11 protein-coding genes and 1 riboswitch are annotated in these 15,999 nt (G+C 61.3%); of the genes, 7 read left to right on the top strand and 4 right to left on the bottom strand.

The features are described 5' to 3' along the window. Positions 1 to 25 precede the first annotated feature (25 nt). Entirely contained in the window at positions 26 to 1,129 is a 1,104-nt protein-coding gene (locus PRZ01_RS09310; RefSeq protein ID WP_273596504.1) for an acyltransferase family protein, read from the top strand. A gap of 71 nt (positions 1,130 to 1,200) precedes the next feature. Here PRZ01_RS09310 and PRZ01_RS09305 read toward each other — a convergent pair whose 3' ends face one another. Continuing rightward, complete coding sequence (locus PRZ01_RS09305) at positions 1,201 to 1,785, bottom strand: nitroreductase family protein (protein ID WP_273596503.1); 585 nt, start codon at positions 1,783 to 1,785, stop codon at positions 1,201 to 1,203. 107 nt (positions 1,786 to 1,892) lie between these two features. Then, positions 1,893 to 2,618, bottom strand: coding sequence for an aspartate/glutamate racemase family protein (locus PRZ01_RS09300; RefSeq protein WP_273596502.1), 726 nt, complete (start codon positions 2,616 to 2,618; stop codon positions 1,893 to 1,895). Between the two features lie 120 nt (positions 2,619 to 2,738). On the opposite strand from PRZ01_RS09300, the gene PRZ01_RS09295 reads away from it, so the two are divergent. After that, positions 2,739 to 3,206: an Lrp/AsnC family transcriptional regulator gene (locus tag PRZ01_RS09295; RefSeq protein WP_273596501.1), complete on the top strand. Its 468-nt coding sequence runs from the start codon at positions 2,739 to 2,741 to the stop codon at positions 3,204 to 3,206. Positions 3,207 to 3,471: 265 nt separating this feature from the next. Beyond that, positions 3,472 to 5,772, top strand: a complete 2,301-nt coding sequence (locus tag PRZ01_RS09290) for an aminotransferase class V-fold PLP-dependent enzyme (RefSeq protein WP_273596648.1) — start codon at positions 3,472 to 3,474, stop codon at positions 5,770 to 5,772. Positions 5,773 to 5,844: 72 nt separating this feature from the next. On the opposite strand, the gene PRZ01_RS09285 is transcribed toward PRZ01_RS09290, so the two are convergent. After that, positions 5,845 to 7,806: a methyl-accepting chemotaxis protein gene (locus PRZ01_RS09285; protein WP_273596500.1), complete on the bottom strand. Its 1,962-nt coding sequence runs from the start codon at positions 7,804 to 7,806 to the stop codon at positions 5,845 to 5,847. Between the two features lie 273 nt (positions 7,807 to 8,079). Further along, a riboswitch (cyclic di-GMP riboswitch) is annotated at positions 8,080 to 8,167 on the bottom strand. 210 nt (positions 8,168 to 8,377) lie between these two features. Continuing rightward, positions 8,378 to 11,296 carry an adenosylcobalamin-dependent ribonucleoside-diphosphate reductase gene (locus tag PRZ01_RS09280; protein ID WP_273596647.1) on the bottom strand — a complete coding sequence of 973 codons (2,919 nt, stop codon included), beginning with the start codon at positions 11,294 to 11,296 and terminating at the stop codon, positions 8,378 to 8,380. A gap of 336 nt (positions 11,297 to 11,632) precedes the next feature. Here PRZ01_RS09280 and PRZ01_RS09275 point away from each other — a divergent pair, with 336 nt between their 5' ends. The 4 genes from PRZ01_RS09275 to PRZ01_RS09260 all read left to right on the top strand — a co-directional run bounded on the left by PRZ01_RS09275 (position 11,633) and on the right by PRZ01_RS09260 (position 15,971). Then, positions 11,633 to 12,517 carry an alpha/beta fold hydrolase gene (locus PRZ01_RS09275; RefSeq protein WP_273596499.1) on the top strand — a complete coding sequence of 295 codons (885 nt, stop codon included), beginning with the start codon at positions 11,633 to 11,635 and terminating at the stop codon, positions 12,515 to 12,517. Beyond that, positions 12,454 to 12,984, top strand: coding sequence for a PilZ domain-containing protein (locus PRZ01_RS09270; protein WP_273596498.1), 531 nt, complete (start codon positions 12,454 to 12,456; stop codon positions 12,982 to 12,984). Before PRZ01_RS09275 ends, PRZ01_RS09270 begins: the two co-directional genes overlap by 64 nt. A 144-nt stretch (positions 12,985 to 13,128) precedes the next feature. Beyond that, on the top strand, positions 13,129 to 15,429 hold the full coding sequence (locus PRZ01_RS09265) for a molybdopterin-dependent oxidoreductase (RefSeq protein ID WP_273596497.1): 2,301 nt from the start codon (positions 13,129 to 13,131) through the stop codon (positions 15,427 to 15,429). 335 nt (positions 15,430 to 15,764) lie between these two features. Then, a complete protein-coding gene (locus PRZ01_RS09260; RefSeq protein WP_058720877.1) occupies positions 15,765 to 15,971 on the top strand; it encodes a cold-shock protein in 207 nt (68 codons plus the stop codon). The last annotated feature ends 28 nt before the right edge of the window (positions 15,972 to 15,999 follow it).

Raw genomic sequence — 15,999 nt, 5'->3', positions numbered from 1 at the left:
AACATCGAGATCAAGATCAAACAATATGGCGGAAAACAGAATCACCAAATCAAGCCACACAAATAATTTTAATTTTCTTAGGCTTGTTTTTGCATCGCTGGTTATCTTGTCTCACTCCTTCGAATTGATCGACGGAAATAGAAATCGCGAGTTACTTACACGCGCGTTCAATACAATCTCATTCGGCGAATTCGCCGTCGACGGCTTCTTTCTGCTTAGCGGCTATTTAATAGTGCAAAGCTGGTCTCAGACGCCAAATATTTATGCATTTTTACTGAAGCGAATATTAAGAATATATCCAGGCTTCATTGCCGCATCATTAATTTGTATTTTTATTGTCGCCCCGCTCGGAGCCAATCCCGCCGGATACTTTGAGCAACTTGACAGCAGAAAATGGCTGCCGGCAATACTTTCATTACAAACCCCTAATACCCCAAGCACCTTCCCGAACAATCCTTACGATGGCGTCAACGGCGCCATGTGGACCATCCACTGGGAATTTTTATGCTACTTGCTTGTTCTGACGCTTGGCGCAATTGGTCTGATTCGACATCGCCTAGGTTGGCTTATGATCACTGCAACAATCTTTGTAGTGATTTTAGCCCAGCGCCTTGTTTTCGTTCGAATTGGGTTTACTCCAACAATCTTGGGCATCAATCTCGGCCTAGATGGCTCATTCTTTCGGTTGGCAATGTTCTTTTTTTCAGGGGGCTCATTCTTTCTGTGCAAAAAAATTCTCAAGCAACCTTATTGGGTTGATGCAATTTTCAGCATTGCACTTCTTCTCGCCATGTTCCGGTGGGCAAGTGCGGAGCCTGCTCTCGCCATACTGGGCGGATTCTTAATGTTTCGATTCGCCGCGGCCCCCATTTCTTTACTCAAACCATTTCAAACCTTGCCTGACATTTCTTATGGCACCTACCTCTACGGCTGGCCTGTACAGCAACTCTTGATATCACAAATTCAAGGAATAACTCCAATTCCACTGATATTTCTATCACTATTTCTCAGCTTCATACTAGGCTTGGCGAGCTGGAATTTAATTGAAAAGCCGTTTATGAAGCTAAAACCTCGTCGAGCTGCCGACTCATCTCGCAGTCAAACCGTAGCAGATCATTCGATTGGTTGAGATGCATTGAGTGGAATGCCCGTGGCGGATGGCGCCAGTCAGGCAGAGACCACCCGGCGCCAACACCGGCCTCAGAACTTGAATCGCCCTTCAGCCACAATCTCGCTCAGGGGCTTGCGGGGGCTGGGGGTTTCGCGGGCTTGCAGGGGCTCGGGCAACATGGCTTTGTCGCCGCGCTTGCCGATGGCGACGACGCAGTGGGTGGCAAAACCTTCGGGAATGGCCAAAGCCTGGCGCAGCGCCTCGGCGTCAAACCCGCCCATGGCGTGCGTGACCCAACCGGCATGTTCAGCTTGCAGGGCCAGATAACCCCAAGCCGCACCGGTGTCGAAGGCGTGGGTCGCGAAAGGAATGGCCTCTTGCGTACCGTGAGGCAGCCAGGTTTGGGCGGAAATCACCGCCACCAGGGCGGAGGCGTTCTTGGCCCAACCTTTGTTGAAATCAACCAAGCTGCCAAAGATCGCATCAAACCCGGGCGTGCCCTTGAGGCCGTAGACGAAGCGCCAAGGCTGCACATTGGAGGCCGAGGGGCTCCACCGCGCGGCTTCGAAAAAGCTCAGCAGGGTGGGCAACTCAATCGCTTCGCCGGTCAGCGCACGCGGACTCCAACGGGTCGTGAATTGGGGATGAATGGCATGTTCTGTTTCGCGGGTCATCGGTCACCTTTCATGCACCGCCGACAGTGGCAGGCTGTGCATTGTGACAAGAGATGCGAGCCCGCTGAGCCTGGGGGTCAGGCAACGCGCTATTGGCTTAATCGGCCTTAGGCCGCCTCGGGCAGCCGCCAGTCCCCATGCGCCGTACCCAGGGCGAAGTCCACGGCAGCCAGTGCATGCAAGGCAGTGGTGTCGAACAGGGGCTGCGCCACGTTGGCCTGCGACAAGGTCAGCGGCAGTTCGGTACAGCCCAGGATCACGCCTTCCGCGCCGCGCGCCACTTGGCGGGCGATGATATCCATCAGGCCTTGGCGAGACTGCGCCGAGCACTCGCCTTTGCACAATTCTTCGAAGATCACGCGGTGCACTTCTGCGCGGTCGGCCTCATCAGGCACCACGCACTCAATGCCGTAGCGCGCCAGGCGCTCCACATAGAAGGGCTGCTCCATGGTGTAGCGGGTGCCCAGCAGGGCGACGCGCTTGCAGCCCGCCTTCACGATGGCCTCGGCCGTGACATCGGCAATGTGCAGCAGAGGCACGCCGATGGCGGCCTGAACCGGCTCCGCCACCCGGTGCATGGTGTTGGTGCCGATCAGCACGCAGTCGGCACCAGCAGTTTGCAGTCGTTGTGCCGCATCGCTCAACAGCGCTGCCAAGCCATCCCAATCGCCCGCCTTTTGCCCCGCCACCACTTGCTCAAAGTCGAGGCTGATCAGGTGCAAGGGAGCCGAGCGCAGGCCGCCCAGGCGTTTGGCCACCTCGCGGTTGATGATTTGGTAGTACAGCGTGGTGGATTCCCAGCTCATGCCGCCGATCAGGCCAATGGATTTCATGGTGTGCTCCGATGCAGTTTTCAATGCCCGAATTCTGCAAGGCATGACCAGCAACTGGCATGCGTTGTAGACTCAGAAAAATCAAACATTCGGAATTTCATTCCAACAATTAAAAAAATTATGAAACTAGATGCTATTGACAGGAAAATTCTTGAAATTCTCCAGATAGATGGAGAACAACAGGTGGCGCAAATCGCCAACCAGGTCGGTCTCTCGCAGACCCCGTGCTGGCGGCGCATCCAGCGGCTGAAAGAAGCCGGCGTCATCACCCGCAATGTGATGCTGGTCGACCCGCACAAGGTGAATGTGGGTGTCACGGTGTTTGTGTCGGTGCGCACCAGCACGCACAGCCAAGCCTGGTTCGAGCACTTCAAGGCCACGGTGCAGGCCATCCCTGAGGTGGTGGAGTTCTATCGCATGAGCGGGGATATCGACTACCTGCTGCGGGTGGTGGTGCCGGACATCGCCGCCTATGACACCGTCTACAAGCGCCTCACCGCAGACACCCAATTGTTTGATGTCAGCTCCAGCTTTGCCATGGAAGAAATCAAGTTCACCACCGCCTTGCCCTTGAATTACGCGAACTGAGGGCCGGGTTGCAGTTGGCGGTTCATCGCCGGTAAATCGGCGCCCGACAGCCGACTTGGAAAAATATTCCGTCGAGTCGCAAAAATTGGGAACCAACTTCCAAATTTAAGCGCTCATACGCCTTTGAACGCAAGCCCATTCCTGCAGGCAGCCCGCAGAATTTGCGCCTTTGACTGTGCCGCGAGGTTCGGCAACTGGGTGGCACCTGCATGCGGAGCCGCTGGCGGCCGCCCGGCACAGCGCCACAGACGAATCGGGCTGCCCCATGGAAATCTACCTCGACGCCAATGCCACCACGCCTGTGCTGGCGCAGGCTCGCGATGCCGCGATGTCGGCCTTGACCGACACCTTCGGCAACCCCAGCAGTATTCACAGCACCGGCCTGAAGGCCCGGACGCTTCTCGACGCAGCGCGTTTGAGCGCACGCCGGGTATTGGGTGCGCCTTCGGGCCGCCTGGTGTTTGTCAGCGGCGCCACCGAAGGCATTCAAACCGCCGTGCTGTCGGCGCTGAAGGATCTGCAAGACCGGCAAAGCGCCCCCGGCACGCAGGGCGACGCGCTGGCCTGGCTGCTGTACGGCGCGACCGAGCACAAGGCCGTGCCCGAGGCGCTGAAGCATTGGAACGAACTGCTGGGCCTGGGCTTGCAGGTGTTGGCCATTCCGGTCGGCCCCGATGGGCGGCATGACCTCGCTTGGCTGCGCGCCCACGCCTCACGGGCAGGCCTGGTGTGCACCATGGCTGCCAACAATGAAACCGGCGTGGTCAGCGACCTCGAAGGCATCGGTGCGGTCCTGGCTGACAGCCCCGCCCTGTGGCTGGTGGACAGCGTGCAGGCCTTGGGTAAATTGCCGCTGCGGTTGAATGGGCACTTTGCCGGCAAAACGATCGACTACGCGCCCTTCTCCGGCCACAAGCTGTATGCACCCAAAGGCATTGGCATGCTCTACGTCAGAGAAGGCGCCCCCTTCACGCCGTTGATGGCCGGTGGCGGGCAGGAAGACGCCTCGCGCTCGGGCACCGAAAACATGGCCGGTATCGCCGCGCTGGGCGCCGTGTTCGATGCCATAGAGGCGGGCCAGGTGCTCAAGTCCCCCGCCACGCTTGCCCACTACCGCGAGCAACTTGCTGCAACCCTGACGCAGACCTTCAACGGGCTGATCTTCAACGCGGACTTCGACTTGAGCCTACCGACCACGCTGAACTTTTCGGTGCCGGGCTTGAGCGCCAAATTGCTGCTGGATTTATTCGATGCCGCCAACGTGCGAGTCAGCGGCGGCTCAGCTTGCAGCGCCGCCAAGGCCCAGCCCAGCCACGTGCTGCAGGCCATGGGCTTACCCGCGTGGCAGGCGGCATCGGCCGTGCGCCTGTCCTTCGGTCCTGCGGCCGAGCAAGCCTTCATCGACGAAGCCTGTGCACGCATCAAGGCCTGCGGTGCGGCGCTGCGCGCCAGCTGCCTGAACCCGCCCATGCCGGCGCTGGCCACGCGCGAGCGCCCCGAAGCCCCAGTGGGCTTGACGCGTTATGCCGTGAATGGCGCCTGCTGCTACGTACTTGCCGATGCGTCGAGCCGCCGCTGTGTCGTGATCGACCCGCTGCCCGAGTTGACCGAGCCCCTGTCGCAATGGCTGCGTTGCCAGGGTTACACGCTGGCAGCCGCGTTGGACACGCACAGCCACGGCGATCACACCTCAGCCGCCGCCGACTTGCGCGCGGCAGTGCCCGCGGCGCAGCAAGACAACACACCGTTTGGCGCCTTGGGTTGGCCCGAGAACACTGAGCGGATTGTCCTGGGCGAACAAGGCCTCACGCGTCTGGCCCTCCCCGGGCACACCCAGGACTCCACCGCCTACTTGCTGCATGAAGGCGCAAGCCTGCGCCTGGCGTTTGTCGGCGACATGGTGATGCCCGGCGCCCTGGGCCGCAGCGACTTCATGCAAAGCGCGCCCTTTGAATTTGGCCCGTCCTTGCTCAAGCTGCTGCACACCGTGGGGCCCGACACCCTGCTGCTGCCTGGCCACGACTACGACGACCGTCACGCGACCTGTTTGCGCACCGAAATTGGTGCCCAGCCTTTGCTTGCAGCGGTTCTGCAAGACGGCATGGACCCCGCCGTCTTCGCCGCCAGCAAAGCCAAACTGGAGCAGGGCCTGGGGCTCACCGTCCATCAAACCCTCGCCTGCGGTGCCCGCGTGGACCGTGCCTGCGCCAACGAGGCCACCGACACCGTCGAGCTTTGCGGCGAGGCTGTTGCGGCCCTGCTGCACACCCACCCTGGCCTACACCTCGTGGATGTCCGCGAAGCCTACGAACACCGGGTCGGCACAAGGCCCGCATTCGGCCGCGCCGCGCATCATCGCGCCGTGCCCCTTTCAGGCCTGATCAACGTCCTGCCCGAATGGCTGGCCCTGCCCGCTGACACCCCGGTGCTGTTTTATTGCCGCAGCGGCAACCGCAGCGCGGCCGCCGCCCAGGCACTGCGTCGCCTGGGCCACCGGCAAGCCTGGAGTCTGAACGGGGGGCTGGCTTTGTGGGCGGACACCAGCCGCGTCACCCAAGCACACTGAACCAGCGATAACAAGAACAGTTGGACGGCGCAAACCTATGCGCCAACAGCCCAGGGTCGTTGGCGCTCAGGTTTAGATTTTGAACAACGCCACCGACTGCACCATGGTCTGCGCCTGCAGTTCCAGGCTGCAGGCGGCCGCGGCCATCTCCTCAACCAAGGCCGCATTCTGCTGGGTTGATTGATCCATCTGCGCAACCGCCTGGTCAACATGGCGAACGCCGGTGGCCTGCTCGCCGCTGGCGCTGCGGATGTCGCTCATGATGCGCGTCACACGCTCGATGCTGTTGACCACCTCATTCATGGTGATGCCCGCCTGATCGACCAATTCGCTGCCACGCTCGATGCGATTAACGCTGTCGCCGATCAGTTTCTTGATCTCCTTGGCGGCTTCGGCGCAACGCCCGGACAAACTGCGAACTTCAGTGGCGACCACCGCGAACCCCCGACCAGCGTCACCCGCACGAGCAGCTTCCACCGCCGCATTCAAGGCCAGAATATTGGTTTGAAACGCGATGCCATCGATCACAGAGGTGATGTCTTCGATTCGCTTGCTCGACGTAGTGATGCCCTTCATGGTGTCCACCACCTGTGCCACCACCGCTCCGCCCTTGCTGGCCACCTCGCTGGCGCCTGCTGCGAGTTCATTGGCCTGGTGCGCAAAGTCCACATTTTGCTGAACCGTACCGCTGAGTTGGCGCATCGAGGCGCTTGTCTGCTCCAGCGCACTGGCTTGGCTCTCGGTTCGCGCCGAGAGATCCTGATTGCCACTGGCAATCTGCGCACAGGCGGTAGCGACATTGTTGGCGTTTTCACGTGCCGAGTCGACCACCGTGGTCAGGCTCTCACCGATGCGGTTCATGGCGGCCACCAGCGCCCCGATCTCGTCACTGCGTTGAACTGGCAAACGCACCGTCAGGTCCCCCGTGGCCAGATGCTCCGCCATGTCCTGCACTTGCGCCAAGGGCTGGCTCAACATGCGGCGCAGCAGGAAATAGGAGGTGGCACTCATGCCTGTCACCAGGAAGATTGCCAGCACCACATAGGCGTTGCGCTGATGCCGAATCTCAGCGGTGTATTCGTCCACATAAGTACCACCCGCGATGACCCAGTTCCAATCCTTGAAATAGGTAAACGACACGGCCTTGTCACGCGGTGCGGTCTCGCCACGCTCCGGGTTCATGTAGGCGTAAGTGATGGAGCCCGACTTTTTCTCGAGGATTTCCTTGATGAACTCTCGGCCATTTGCATCCTTGAGATCGAGCTGATTTTTTCCCTCCAGCGTCGGGTGCACGACCATGTTGCCGAAGCTCTTGCCAGGCCGGGCATCCAGGGCGAAGAAGTAGCCGGTCTGGCCGATTTTCAAGTCGCGGACGGTGGCCTTCAAGGTCGCCAGGTATTCAGTGAAATCCAGGCCCACGAAACTCAGGCCAATGGTCTGGCCCGCCGCGCTGCGGATCGGGTCATAACGGGTCATGTACTGGCGCCCGAACAAGGTGGCGACACCCACAAAGCTGTCGCCCGCCATCACGGCCTTGTAGCCCGGATGCTCGCGGTCCAACAAGGTACCCACCGCACGCTCGCCTTTCTCATTTTTCAAGGACGTTGCGATGCGGACAAAGTCATCCCCGGTCTTGGCAAACACGGTCGCCACGGCGCCTGTCGTTTCCGTGAAAGGATCCACAAACGAGAAGTCGAGATTGATAGGCCGGCCATTCAAAGCCAATGTCGGTGTCGCACGGCCCTTGATATCAACCGTGCTGTCAAGCAACGTCATCTGGCCTTTCAGCGTGGCTTGAAAAGCCTGGCCCAATGAGTTGCTGCGATAGCGGATGTCTTTATCAGAGGCTTCAACCAGTTTGACCAGCAACTGAGTCTTCTGCTCAACCTCGTCAAATGCACGCGCCTCAATAATGCGGGCGCTGGAATAGCTGGCCGCCCAGACAAACAATCCCACAACCCCCGTGACCAGCGCAAAATTTGCCGCAGAGAGCTTCGTACCCAGGCTGGATCGTTTAAGCCAATTCGTCATCATCAACAGTACTTCCAAAAATTCATGAGAGGATGAACTGCCCTGAATTTCAGCCTAAGGCCCTTCCAGACAGTTCCACAGCCAAGCGCACTCCTGCCCAGCGTGCAGAGCAACTGCAAGGAGGCTTGTGCGAAATCTTGGGATGCGATCGTTTGTGTGAGTACGCGGCGGAAATGAACCACCGCTGATCTCAACTTCGGCTGGCACTGCAGTGAAAGGCAAACCGCGCAATCGCTTGAGGCCAAGCGATTGAACTCCAGACGCAGTCAAGCATCCAGAGGCAGCCCCGCTGTCATGCCCCTCACGGGAAGTAGACCGGAAGCTTTGTGACCCTGCCTTTCGCACAGGTGTACCAACGCCGTCAATTGTCAGACAAATGACTGTGCCAGATCAAGTGCGGAACGGCCGATCTGTGGGTGAACGTGCATTTGTCCACGCTCTACTGGACGGTACCAAGACCCCGAGCAAGCGCCAAGTAAGCCAGGAGTGCATCCACCTCGGCCCCGCCCATCTCAGCTGGATGGCGCAAGCCGAGCCGCCGCACAACCGCCCAAATTATCGGCCCGCTTACATCTCAGCCGCACTGCCCCACGTACCCACAGGCGGTACAAAAGTCGCAGCCGTCTTTGTGGATCATGGTGGCGTTGCCGCATTCAGGGCAGGGCTTGCCGGCCATGGCCTGGACGGTGTTGCCGCTGGCGGCCTGGGCGCGCGGGGCCTGGAGCAGGCCCATGTCGACCAAGGGCAGCCCTTGCTCGTCCAGCACGCCCAACATGGCGTACCGATGGATGATGAGGCGGGCGACGTAGGCCACGGTAGAGGGCCAGATTTGCTGCCGCCGTTCGCCCGACAAGGTGGGCACGGGCGCCATGAAGTGGCCCAGCGGCTCGCCCACGTTCAGCAATTTGCGTAGCTTCATGCCGATCCAGGCAGGGTCGACCACGCGCATGTCCAGCGAGAGCAGGCGCGCCATGCCGTCCAGTGCCTTGGGGTAATTGCCGGAGAAGCCCATGGCGCAGGGACGGGTCACCACGCCACCTTCTGGCGTGGGCAGGCTGACCTCCTTCAGGGTCAGTGTGAATTGCTCGTTAGTGGCAGGGTTGTCCACGTCCACCGCCCAGGCCAGCGTGCCCATGGTGCTGGTGCGGGGCTCTTCGCGGCTGAACATGGCATCGAGCACCGGCGTGGGGCCCCCTTCAGCCAAGGCGCCGAGTTGCTCGCACCGCCAGCGAATGACCGCCGCCGTGGCCGCGACCACGCCGGGGAACAAGCGCTGTTCGCCGCCGGGGGGCATGGGCATTTCAAAGGCACGTTCTTCCGCAACGGTGGCGAGGGCGTCGAGCTTGAGCCGCAGCCAAGCGGCGTCGTTGCAGCGCAAATCCATGGACAGGGTTTTGGCCACTGCTGCCAAACCACGCGGTTGTTCAGCGCCGTTGACCCAAACCTCAAAGGGCAGGTTCTTGCCGAACAAACCGGCATCAGGGCCCACCGCCGGCAATTCGCCCACGAAGAGCGCGAAGTCGCCATGCGGGTGGCGGATCATGTAGCTCCAAGCAGGATTACCGCCGGGCAACTCGGGGCGGCTGGGCCAGCGCAGCGAGGCCAGCACAGCATTGGGCAGGCGGGTGAGCAGCATGCGCTGATTGCTGCCGCTGCTGCTGCCATTCACGGGCTTGAGTGGCTCAGGTGCTGTGGATGCCGATGCGGCGGCTGGAGCCACCGGTGCATCCACGCTCAGCACCGACCCTAACACGCTATTAGGACGGTAGGTGGCCAGCCCTTTCAGCCCGGCCTTCCAGGCCTGGTGATAGAGATTTTGAAACTCGACATACGGATAGTCCGCCGGAACATTGACGGTCTTGGAAATGGAGGTGTCGATATAGGGTGCCACCGCCGCCACCATCAAGGCGTGGTCTGAGGCACTCAGCTCCAGCGCGGTGACGAATGCTTGGGTCAGCGGCGCGCTGGCGCCAAACATATGGCGGTACAAACGCCAAGCATGGTCTTCGACCGCGTACTCCTTGTAGCCGCCATCAGGCATGCGCTTCTTGCGGGTGTAGCTCCAGCTGAAGGCGGGCTCGATGCCATTGGAGGCATTGTCGGCAAAGGCCAGGCTGATCGTGCCGGTGGGCGCGATGGAGAGCAGGTGCGAGTTGCGCAGGCCTTGCGCGCGGATCTTGTCCTTGATGCCTTGCGGCAAGCGCGATGCGAAGTTGCCGCCCGACAAATACAGGTCGGCGTTAAAGAGCGGAAATCCCCCGCGCTCCACCGCCAGATCAGCCGATGCTGAATAGGCGGCGTCACGCATTACTTCACTGATGTGCCGTGCCATGGCACGGGCCGCCTCGCTGTCGTAGCGCAGGCCCAGCATCACCAGGGCATCGCCCAGACCGGTAAAGCCCAGACCCACGCGGCGCTTGTTGCGCGCTTCTTGCTGCTGCGCTGGCAGGGGCCAGGGCGTGACGTCCAGCACGTTGTCGAGCATGCGTGTGGCGACACGGCAAACCTCGGCAAATCCTTCGGCGTCGAAGTGAGCGTCGGCGCCAAAGGGATCGCGCACAAAGGTGGTCAGATTGACCGACCCCAGGCAGCAGCAACCGTAGGCCGGCAGCGGCTGCTCAGCGCAGGGGTTGGTGGCCGAAATGGACTCGCAGTAGTGCAGGTTATTGTCGGCATTGATGCGGTCAAGAAACAGCACGCCGGGCTCGGCGTGGTCGTAGGTGGACCGCATAATCTGGTCCCACAAATCACGCGCCTTGAGCTTGGCATACACCCAGAGACCGTCCGCGCGCTGGTAGGCGCCAGCTTCACGTTGCTTGACGCCCGGCTCGGCCTTGTGGGTCAGCTCAATATCGGCGTTATCGTCAACAGCCTTCATGAACGTGTCGGTCACGCCCACCGAAATATTGAAGTTCTTGAGGTCGCCCTTGTCTTTGGCGTGGATGAACTCCTCGACATCCGGGTGGTCGCAGCGCAGCACGCCCATCTGGGCGCCGCGCCGGCTACCCGCGCTTTCAACCGTCTCGCAAGAGCGGTCGAACACGCGCATATAGCTGACCGGGCCGGAGGCGCTGCTCTGGGTCGAGCCGACCCAGGCGCCCCGGGGACGGATGCGGGAAAAATCGTAGCCCACGCCGCCACCCCGGCGCATGGTTTCAGCGGCTTCGGTGAGCGCTGTGTAAATGCCCGGATGCCCGTCGTCCATCGACGCGATGGAGTCGCCCACCGGCTGAACAAAGCAGTTGATCAAGGTGGCACTGAGGTCGGTGCCGGCGGCCGAGTTGATGCGCCCGGCCGGCACAAAACCACGCCGCTGTGCGTCCAGAAACTTGCGCTCCCAATCAGCTCGCGCCTCAGGTGCCTCGGCCTGTGCCAAGGCGCGCGCCACGCGCTGGCGCAAGTCATCCAGCGTCTGCTCATCGCCTTTGGCATACTTTTCCAACAGCACCTCGACGCTGATGTCCTGACCCGGCAACGCTTGTGCCGAAGCCATCAAGGGCAGCTGACCAGTGATGGCCAGGGCCTCATCAAAACTCTGTTGGGTGGGGTTGGGCGAGCTCATCAAAATCTTTCCGAAGAATGCGGGACGGGGGGCATCATGCGGCCATCTTAGCCAGCCTGAATTGATGGGCGTCAGACCCTCGGCAGCTTTCTTGCTGATGCTTTTAGCGCGTATTTTCATGCCCAATATTTGTTAGTGAGCACATACACCCACAACAACAACGCCTCGACGCCGGCGCCGCGCGGTACCGCCCGCAAGTTCAGGCAGATTCTGGCGAAATCTAAGTTGAGCCTCTTAAGATGTCCGTTTTGCCAATTGAGAAAATTCATGAGCAGATCAATGATCATCGAAGGCACTGAAGTCTGGATTGACGACACCCGCTGCCCGCCCGGAGCCCCAGCCCTGGTGATGATCCACGGTTGGCCCGACACCTATCGTGTGTGGGACGCTCAGGTCGAGTTTTTTCGCGACCATTACCGCTGCATCAGATTCACCCTGCCCGGCTTCGACGCCTCACAAGCGCCCCAGGGGCATTCGCTGGAGTCGCTGATGGCGCTGTTCAAGGCCATCGTCACCGCCGTGTCGCCCGACGCGCCCATCGTTCTGATGCTGCATGACTGGGGTTGCATGTTCGGCTACCAATTCGCCATGCAGCAGCCGCAAAAAATCAGCCGACTGGTCGGCGTGGACATTGGTGATGCCAGCAGCGCGGCCTATTTGCACAGCCTCAAACCCAAGGTCAAACTCATGATTGCCGCCTACCAGTTGTGGCTGGTGTCAGCTTGGCGCCTGCGGGATTGGTTTGGCGGGCGCCTCAGCCTGCGCATGACGCGCTGGATCGCGCAAGCCCTGCGCTGCCCAGCGCCCGCTGAGCAAATCGGAATCGGCATGAACTATCCCTACGACATGCAGTGGACCGGCAGCTACGGCTCGCTTCGAGGCCTGCTGCCCATGAACCCGCCCTGCCCGATGTTCTTTGCCTACGGTCGAAAAAAGCCCTTTATGTTCCACAGCCAGAGCTGGCTTCAGGACATGAGCGAGGCCCCACAACATGCGGTGCAAGGCTTTGACACCGACCACTGGGTAATGGTTCGCCAACCGGCGGCCTTCAACCGGGCCGTGCAGGATTGGTTGGCGACGCCGACGGCTTGGCCAACTCCGGCAGCCCCAATGACTCCGCCCAACGCCAGAAAAAATTCGCCATTGAACTGATCTGGGCAAGATTTGTCGAACAAATCGATGACCCGGCGAGCAGTGGTTCTGCTAGCATCAAAACAGACTTTTGGGAGTCCGCCATCAATACCGAACGCCGCAATTTCACCCGCGTCGCTTTCGACGTCGAGGCCGAGTTGATCACCACGCACGAACAGATCAAGGCGCATGTGCTGGACTTGTCTCTCAAGGGGGCGCTGTTGAAGCTGCCGGAGTCCGCCACCGATGAGGCGCACCCGTCGCGCCTGCTGCCAGGCCAGCCCTGTTTGCTCAAGATCACCCTGGCCGACAAAGAAACCACCATCGCGATGGCGGGCGAGTTGGCACACGTCGAATCAACATCCGCCGGGTTGCTGTGCCGCAGCATCGACATTGAAAGCATCACCCATCTGCGCCGCTTGGTCGAAATGAACACCGGCGACGCCAGCTTGGTGGAGCGCGAGCTGGGCGCGCTGATCGGTTTTTGACGCGGGCGTTGCGCACCCTTCTTTCGCCCGCGCTGCCCCCTCCCCCCCGGTAAAACACCGAGTCTCCTCGCACGCGGGCTGTCGCCAAGTCGACGCGGCCTAGGCGCCTGGGCGCCCACAATCGCTGCCACCGAGGAGATTGCCATGCCCGCTTCTGAAACCGCTGCCCAAGCAGCCGCCACCGCTGCTGCCGTCACCACACACTACCGCATCTGCCCCTTGTGCGAAGCCTGTTGCGGGTTGGAAGTACGCACGCAGGGCGAGCAGGTCATCAGCATCCGAGGGGCCAGCGATGACGTCTTCAGCAGCGGCTTCATCTGCCCCAAAGGCGTCAGCCTGAAAGACCTGCACGAAGACCCGGACCGCCTGCGCCAACCTCTGATCAAGCGCAACGGCCGGTTCGAGCCCGCCAGTTGGGACGAAGCGTTTGAAGAGATCGAACGCCGGCTGCTGCCCATTCTGCAAACCCATGGCCCCGACGCCGTGGCCACCACCATCGGCAACCCGGCGGCGCACAAGATCAGCCTGATGGCCTACTTCCCGCGGCTGGCGCGGGCCTTGGGCACCCGCAATTTGTTCTCGGCATCCACCCTGGACCAAATGCCCAAACAACTCAGCGCAGGACTGATGTTTGGCCATTGGCTGAGCGTGCCGGTGCCCGATTTACCACGCAGCGATCTGCTGATCATCCTCGGCGGCAATCCCATGGTCAGCAACGGCAGCATGTGGACCGTGCCGGACTACCGCGGCAAGGCCCGCGCCATGCGGGAGCGCGGCGGTCGCATCGTCGTGATCGACCCCCGCCGTACCGAAACCGCCCAGGCCGCCGATGAGCACCTGCCCATTCAACCCGGAGGCGACATCTACCTGCTGCTGGGCATGGTGCACACCCTGTTCGACGAACAGTTGATCCAGCTCCGGCATTTGCAAGCGCACCTCAAGGGCCTGGACGAGTTGCGCACGGCGGTAGCCCCCTACAGCCCGGAGCGCATGGCTGCGGGCTGCGGAATTGCCGCCGCCACGCAGCGCCGTCTCGCACGCGAGTTGGCAGGCACCGACCGGGCGGCGCTCTATGGCCGCATCGGCACCTGCACCCAGCGTTTCGGCACGCTGAACAGCTGGCTGGTGGACGTGCTCAACATCTTGACCGGGCACCTGGACCGCGAAGGCGGCGCCATGTTCCCCAAAGCGGCGGCCTTTGCACCCAACACCACCGGCAAGCCGGGCATCGGCAAGGGCATCAGCGTCGGCCGCCGGGTCAGCCGGGTCAGCCAGGCGCCCGAGGTGTTTGGTGAATTGCCCATCATCTGCCTGGCCGAAGAAATCGAGACGCCTGGCGCGGGCCAAGTGCGCGCCCTCATCAGCATCGCCAGCAATCCGGTGCTGTCGGCGCCCAATAGCCCTCGCATCGACAAGGCCCTGGCCTCGCTGGACTTCATGGTCAGCCTGGACATTTACCTGAACGAAACCACCCGCCACGCGGACGTGATCCTGCCGGGCCTGTCGCCCTTGGAGGACCTGCACTTCGACATGGTGTTCCCGCAGCTGTCGTGGCGCAATCACGCCCGCTTTTCCGGCCCGGTCCTGGAGAAGCGCGTTGGGCAGGCTGAAGAGTGGGAGACGCTGATCCGGCTCGCTGCGCTGATCGAAGGAAAAGACTGGCGCGGCGATGTCGATGCGCTGGACGAAGCCGCCGTTCGGGCAGACGTCGCACGGCAGGCCGGCGACCAGGCAGACGCCGTGATGCAGGCTTTGTCGTGTTTGCGCGGCCCGGAACGGTTGATCGACCTGGCGCTGCGCAGCGGCCCTTATGGCGACCGCTTCGGCCTGCGGCCAGACGGCTTGACGCTGAACCGGGTGCGCAATGCCGCCGGCGGCATTGATCTCGGCGCCTTGCAGCCCCGCATCCCCGAACTGCTGCGCACGCCCAGCGGAAAAATTGAGCTAGCGCCCCCGGCCCTGCTGGCGGACCTGCGCCATGTCGACGCCGCGCTGGCGGCCTCTGCTCCCACTGCACCCACAACACCCGTCACCCTGACCTTGATCGGGCGGCGCGACATGCGATCCGGCAACAGCTGGATGCACAACCTGCCGGTGCTGGCCAAAGGCCCACAGCGCTGCACCTTGCTGGTCCACCCCGACGACGCCCAACGCCTGAACCTGCAAGACGGCGGCCAAGCCTTGCTCAGCACGGCGACAGGCCAGCTTCGCGCCACCGTCAACATCAGTGCGGACATGATGCCGGGCGTGGTCAGCCTGCCGCATGGCTGGGGACACGATTTGGCCGGCATCCGCCTGGGTGTGGCCGCTGAGCGGCCAGGCGTCAATCTCAACAGCCTGCTCAGTGACACAGTGCGAGACCCTCTATCAGGCAACGCGGTGTTGTCAGGCGTGAGCGTGCAACTGCAAGCGGTGCAGGCCGTGCCAACAGCGCAAACCGCCTGACTGGCATATGGCTGGGCAGGCTGCCCTTTGCCCGCCCCCCAGGTTCAATTAGGTGATTTGATTTGGTTGTGTTAGACTCGGCGGATAGATACGCACAAGACCGTTTCTTCAAGGTCTTCAATCTGCAGCCCCCACCGCCCAACGGTCGTGAAATTTGAAAAGATTTTGCGCAACGGTCGCGACAGGGCTCGCTTCAGTTTCAACTCCCCGTTTGACTGTTCTTGAGTGTTTCTGTCTTCGCAGGCATAGGCACGTGTTTTTTCGCACGTGTTGAATGGCAAGCGCCGCCGCGAAGGGTTTTTCAATTTGTTCAAAAGGAACACATCATGACGACAATGCAAACTGGTACCGTGAAATGGTTCGACGACGGCAAGGGCTTCGGCTTCATCACGCCTGAAGACGGCTCCAAGGATCTGTTCGCCCACCACAGCGAAATCCGCAACAACGGCGGCTTCCGCACGCTGGCCGAGAACCAAAAGGTTGAATTCGAAGTCAAGCAAGGTCCCAAGGGTCTGCAAGCTTCGAACATCCGCGCTCTGTAATGACCGCAGGGCGGGACGGTTTCACGAC

The sequence above is a fragment of the Roseateles koreensis genome (assembly GCF_028595305.1).
In the GTDB taxonomy this organism is placed as follows: Bacteria; Pseudomonadota; Gammaproteobacteria; order Burkholderiales; family Burkholderiaceae_C; genus Paucibacter_A; species Paucibacter_A koreensis.
This window is presented reverse-complemented; position numbering and strand designations above follow the sequence as displayed.

What these genes read in the sequence shown, in the direction of transcription:
- PRZ01_RS09290 (WP_273596648.1), top strand. Translation starts at nt 3,472, where the DNA reads ATGGAAATCTACCTCGACGCCAATGCCACCACGCCTGTGCTGGCGCAG.
- PRZ01_RS09265 (WP_273596497.1), top strand. Translation starts at nt 13,129, where the DNA reads ATGCCCGCTTCTGAAACCGCTGCCCAAGCAGCCGCCACCGCTGCTGCC.
- PRZ01_RS09260 (WP_058720877.1), top strand. Translation starts at nt 15,765, where the DNA reads ATGCAAACTGGTACCGTGAAATGGTTCGACGACGGCAAGGGCTTCGGC.
- PRZ01_RS09275 (WP_273596499.1), top strand. Translation starts at nt 11,633, where the DNA reads ATGAGCAGATCAATGATCATCGAAGGCACTGAAGTCTGGATTGACGAC.
- PRZ01_RS09310 (WP_273596504.1), top strand. Translation starts at nt 26, where the DNA reads ATGGCGGAAAACAGAATCACCAAATCAAGCCACACAAATAATTTTAAT.
- PRZ01_RS09285 (WP_273596500.1), bottom strand. Translation starts at nt 7,806, where the DNA reads ATGATGACGAATTGGCTTAAACGATCCAGCCTGGGTACGAAGCTCTCT.
- PRZ01_RS09305 (WP_273596503.1), bottom strand. Translation starts at nt 1,785, where the DNA reads ATGACCCGCGAAACAGAACATGCCATTCATCCCCAATTCACGACCCGT.
- PRZ01_RS09280 (WP_273596647.1), bottom strand. Translation starts at nt 11,296, where the DNA reads ATGGCTTCGGCACAAGCGTTGCCGGGTCAGGACATCAGCGTCGAGGTG.
- PRZ01_RS09295 (WP_273596501.1), top strand. Translation starts at nt 2,739, where the DNA reads ATGAAACTAGATGCTATTGACAGGAAAATTCTTGAAATTCTCCAGATA.
- PRZ01_RS09300 (WP_273596502.1), bottom strand. Translation starts at nt 2,618, where the DNA reads ATGAAATCCATTGGCCTGATCGGCGGCATGAGCTGGGAATCCACCACG.